At 61.6% G+C, this 4,541-nt stretch carries 5 protein-coding genes; 1 reads left to right on the top strand and 4 read right to left on the bottom strand.

Going from position 1 to position 4,541, the window contains the following annotated elements; all coding sequences use genetic code 11:
• Both QZL67_RS06325 and QZL67_RS06320 read right to left on the bottom strand, forming a co-directional pair.
• On the bottom strand, window positions 1–271 hold a 271-nt coding region (locus QZL67_RS06325; protein WP_292919998.1), incomplete at its 3' end, for an FAD-dependent oxidoreductase.
• Window positions 272–327: 56 nt separating this feature from the next.
• Entirely contained in the window at window positions 328–537 is a 210-nt protein-coding gene (locus QZL67_RS06320) for a helix-turn-helix domain-containing protein (protein ID WP_022289903.1), read from the bottom strand.
• Window positions 538–584: 47 nt separating this feature from the next.
• Between QZL67_RS06320 and QZL67_RS06315 the strand changes: the two genes are divergently transcribed.
• Entirely contained in the window at window positions 585–827 is a 243-nt protein-coding gene (locus tag QZL67_RS06315; protein WP_022289902.1) for a hypothetical protein, read from the top strand.
• On the opposite strand, the gene topA is transcribed toward QZL67_RS06315, so the two are convergent.
• Both topA and dprA read right to left on the bottom strand, forming a co-directional pair.
• Window positions 824–3,289, bottom strand: a complete 2,466-nt coding sequence (gene topA, locus QZL67_RS06310) for a type I DNA topoisomerase (protein WP_022289901.1) — start codon at window positions 3,287–3,289, stop codon at window positions 824–826. The two genes, QZL67_RS06315 and topA, sit on opposite strands and share 4 nt — an antisense overlap.
• Window positions 3,290–3,324: 35 nt before the next feature.
• Window positions 3,325–4,541 (bottom strand): DNA-processing protein DprA (gene dprA, locus QZL67_RS06305; protein WP_306765927.1); only part of this gene is annotated, 1,217 nt, incomplete at its 5' end.

Below are 4,541 nucleotides of genomic sequence, written 5' to 3'. Positions count from 1 at the left end.
CGCCGCCTGCCTCCACCCGGGTGGCGTCGGCACAGGAGAGGATCAGGCTGCCCAGGCGGCGCATCTCCTCTTTCAAAAGGCCCACTGCGTTTTCCAGCTGGTCGCTGCGCAGTGAGTTGGAGCAGCACAGCTCCGCAAAATATTCCGTCTCATGGGCGGGGGTCTTTTTCTCCGGCTTCATCTCGCAAAGCGTCACCTGGACGCCCCGCTGGGCCAGCTGCCAGGCACACTCGCTGCCGGCCAGACCCGCGCCGATCACTGTTACATGCATGGTAAATCCCTCTCTTTTGGATGGACCGCCCGCCGATGCCCGCCGCAAAGCGGCGCTCAGCGCTGATCGCTGCGGCCCAGCAGGTAGTCGGTGGACACGTCAAAATAGTCCGCCAGCTTTATCAGATTGATAATCTCAGGAAAAAACGACCCAGACTCATAGTATTGGTACGCCCGGATCTGAACCCCCAAAAACTCTGCCATTTCCCGCTGTGTTTTCTTTTTTTCCCGCCGCAGCAATTTGAGACGTTCTCCAAAAATTTTCATAGGCCCTCCTTGACATGCAAGAAGCTTGCATAATGGAGATGATTTTTATGAAAGACCCGCTGGAAATCCTGTTTCAGGAGCTGACTGATACGCTGGAAGATACGCTCCCGGGCACCTATTGGAAAGATTACCGTCTCCGGGACCGCCGGGAGGACGCCCTGCTGGAGACCCTGGACCGGCAGCAGCGGCGGCTGCTGGAGGACTACCAGGAATCTGAATGGGACTGCGCCGAACAGCGGGAACGTGCGGTTTTTCTCGCCGCGTTCCAGCTTGCCCGGGCCCTTCGTTAGGCCTCTTCCTCCGCCTTCTTGGCCGTCTTCTTTGCCGCGGCGGTCTTTTTGGCGGCAGGCTTCTTGGCTGCCGTAGTCTTTTTCGCCGTGGTCTTCTTGGCGGTGGATGCAGCCGTTTTCTTCACGGTCTTTTTCACCGTGGCCGTCTCTTCCGTCTCTGCGGCGGCCGCCTTGGCGGTCTTTTTCGCGGTGGATTTTTTGGCAGCGACCTTTTTGGCCGTCGGTTTCTTCGCCGCGGTCTTTTTCGCTGGGGTCTCCGCGGCGGGCTGTTCCGCCGCCGCGTCCGCAGCGCCCTCCGCCTTGTCTTGGGCGGGCTTACGGGGATAGCCCCGCTTCTCCTCCGGCAGGAAGTTGGAGCAGGCCGGGTTGATGCAGAAGGGCTTTTTGAAGCCCCGGCCCGCCCGCTTGAACATGGTCTGACCGCACACCGGGCAGTCATCCTTGACCGGCACGTCCCAGGTCATAAAATCGCACTTGCGGCTCTCGTCCTTGCTGTTGAGGAATTCACAGCAGTAATAGGTGTACTGCTTGTTGGTCTTTTTGCTGGTACCGGTGCGCTTCATCAGCCGCCCGCCGCACTTGGGGCAGCGGCCCGGCATCTCCACCACCAGCGGCATGGTGAAGCTGCACTCAGGATACCCCGGGCAGGCCAGGAAACGGCCGAAGCGGCCGGACTTGACCACCAGGTTCCGCCCACACTCCGGGCAGATCTCCTCACTGACCTCATCGGGCACCTTGATGCGCACGCCTTCCAGGGCCTGCTCCGCCTGCTTGAGGTTCTGGTCAAAGTCACCGTAGAAGTCTCGCAGGACATCTTTCCAGGCGGTCTTGCCCTCCTCCACGGAGTCCAGCTGCTGCTCCATGTGCGCAGTGAATTTCAGGTCGGCGATGTCGGAGAATCGCTCCTTCATCAGCGCCGTCACCACCCGGCCCAGGTTTGTGATGTGGAGGTATTTGCCCTCTTTCATCACATACTCCCGGTCCAGAATAGTGGACACGGTGGGGGCGTAAGTGGAAGGCCGGCCGATGCCCTGCTCCTCCATGGCACGGATGAGCGTTGCATCGGTATAGTGGGCGGGGGGCTGGGTGAAGTGCTGGTCCCGGGAGAAGTCCCGAAGCTCCAGGGTCTCTCCCTCCCGCAGCGCCGGCAGGGGAGATTCCTTCTCCTCCTTCTCCTCGTCCCGTCCCTCTTCGTACACGGCGGTATAGCCGGAGAATTTCAAACTGGAGGAGCTGGCCCGGAAGCTGTGGTCCGCGGCCTCCACCTCCACCGCCACGCTGTCATAAACGGCGTTGGACATCTGGCAGGCCACGAAACGACTCCAGATCAGCCGGTAGAGCCGGTACTGCTCGCCGGTCAGGTCCTTTTTCACCTGCTCCGGCGTCCAGTTCACGTTGCTGGGGCGGATGGCCTCGTGGGCGTCCTGGGCTGTGGCTTTTGCCTTGTAGCGGTTAGGGCCCTTGGCGGGATAGTAGTCCGCGCCGTAACGGCCCAGAATGAACTCCCGGGCGGAGGCAATGGCCTCCTCGGAAAGCCGCAGGGAGTCGGTTCTCATATAGGTGATGAGGCCCACGGTGCCCTCGCCCTCGATGTCCACGCCCTCATAGAGCTGCTGGGCGATGGCCATGGTGCGCCGGGGCGTCATGGAGAGCTTGCGGGAGGCCTCCTGCTGCATGGTGGAAGTGGTAAAGGGCGGAGAGGGAGAGCGCTGCTTGTCGGTCCGCTTGACGCTCTTGACCACAAAGGGGGCGTTTTTCGTGGCTTCCACCACGGCCTCCACTTCGTCGGCAGATTTGAGCTCCGCTTTCTTGCCGCCTACGCCGTGATAACGGGCGGCAAAGGGCAGACGCTTGATATCGCTGCCCAGGAGATTGGCATCCAGCGTCCAGTACTCCTCCGGCTGGAAGGCCTCGATCTCCCGGTCCCGGTCGTCCACCATCCGGGTGGCCACAGACTGGACCCGCCCGGCGGAAAGGCCCCGGCGAATCTTCTTCCACAGCAGGGGGCTGAGTTCATAGCCCACGATCCGGTCCAGAATCCGGCGGGCCTGCTGGGCATCCACCAGCTTCTGGTCAATGTCCCGGGGCTCCCGGATGCTCTCCTGCACCACGTTCTTGGTGATCTCGTTGAACGTCACCCGCCGGCACTTGTCGTCCGGCAGGTCCAAGAGCTGCTTCAAGTGCCAGGAAATGGCCTCTCCCTCGCGGTCCGGGTCGGTTGCAAGATAGACCATGTCCGCGCTTTTAGCCGACTTCTTCAAATCACTGATAATATCCTCTTTGCCCTTGATGGGTTTGTAGACCGGCTCGAAATCATGCTCCAGATCCACGCCCAGGGTACTCTTGGGCAGGTCCCGGAGATGGCCCATGCAGGCCTTCACTGTGAAATCCTTGCCCAGATATTTACCGATGGTCTTGGCCTTCGCGGGAGACTCCACGATGACCAGGCTGTGTTTTGCCATTGCGTACCTCCAAACGCCCCGGTGGGGCGTGTAATTTACTCCAAAAGATTCACCTTGCGGGTATAGCGTTTCCCACTGTGCTGTTCAATGAGCTGCTCGATCTCCAGCACCGTCAGGGCAGAGAGCACCCGCCGGGTGGGGATTCCGGTTTTCTCGATCAGATCATCCACCAGCACGGGCTCTTCCTCCGGAAGTGCCCGCAGCAGCGCGATCTGATCGTCCGTCAGCTCCAGCTTCTCCTCCCGCAGGGACAAAGACGGCAGCACCGGCTTTGCCTCCCGGGTCTGGCGGGCCTGGTAGCCCAGTGTTTTCGGCTGCTGACGCGCGCTCTCCTGATGGATCTTGTCCGGGAAGCGATCCTGATATTCCCGCAGGATATCCCAAGCATCGGACACCAGTCCGGCGCCGTCCCGGATCAGACGGTTGCATCCCACGCTGGTAAGCGCGTCAATGGGGCCGGGGACGGCAAACACGTCCCGGCCCTGCTCCAGTGCCGTCTCGGCAGTAATGAGGGCGCCGCTGCGGGCAGGGGCCTCGATCACCAACGCAGCCAGACTCAGACCGGACAATATCCGGTTCCGGACTGGAAAATGCCTGCCGTCCGGCCTAGTTCCCGGCGGATACTCGCTCAAAAGCGCGCCGGCCGCCGCCACATCCTCATAAAGGTAGCGATTCTCCCGGGGGTATTTGACGTCCAAGCCATTGCCCGCCACGCTCACCGGCGTACCGCCGGCCCGCAGGGCACCTCGGACAGCTGCCGCATCGATTCCCTCGGCCAGGCCGCTGACCACCACCGCTCCTGCGGCGGCAAGTCCAAAGGCCAGTTTCTCCCCGCAGGCCACGCCGTAAGGTGAGCATTTCCGGGTGCCCACCACGGCAATGGCCGCCTCTTCATCCATGACCGGCAGATGTCCCCGGACATAGAGCAGCACTGGCGGATCATAAATGTTTTGCAGCCGGGCAGGATAGGCGGCGTCCTGAATCGTCAGCAGTTCGATTCCCAGCCTCTGACAATCTCCCAGGATGCGGTTTGCCCGCTCCAGATCGTGGTCCCGCAGCAGCGCCGCCTGTTCCCGGGTGATGCCCTCAGTCAGCAGGATCTCGTCCTCATCGGCGTAAAAGAGATTTTCCGGGGAACCAAAATGGCGCAGCAAAGCCAGCCGGGTCTGATTGTGCAGGCCCCGCAGGTTCGTCAGCCACAGCCAATATTTCAGCAACCCTCTCACCTCTCGTCCGCTGGCCGGACACCACG

It is taken from the genome of Oscillibacter sp. CAG:155 (genome assembly GCA_000436875.1).
Classification (GTDB): domain Bacteria; phylum Bacillota; class Clostridia; order Oscillospirales; family Oscillospiraceae; genus Oscillibacter.
The sequence above is the reverse complement of the archived record's forward strand: the minus strand, read 5'-3'. Positions and strand labels throughout refer to the sequence as shown.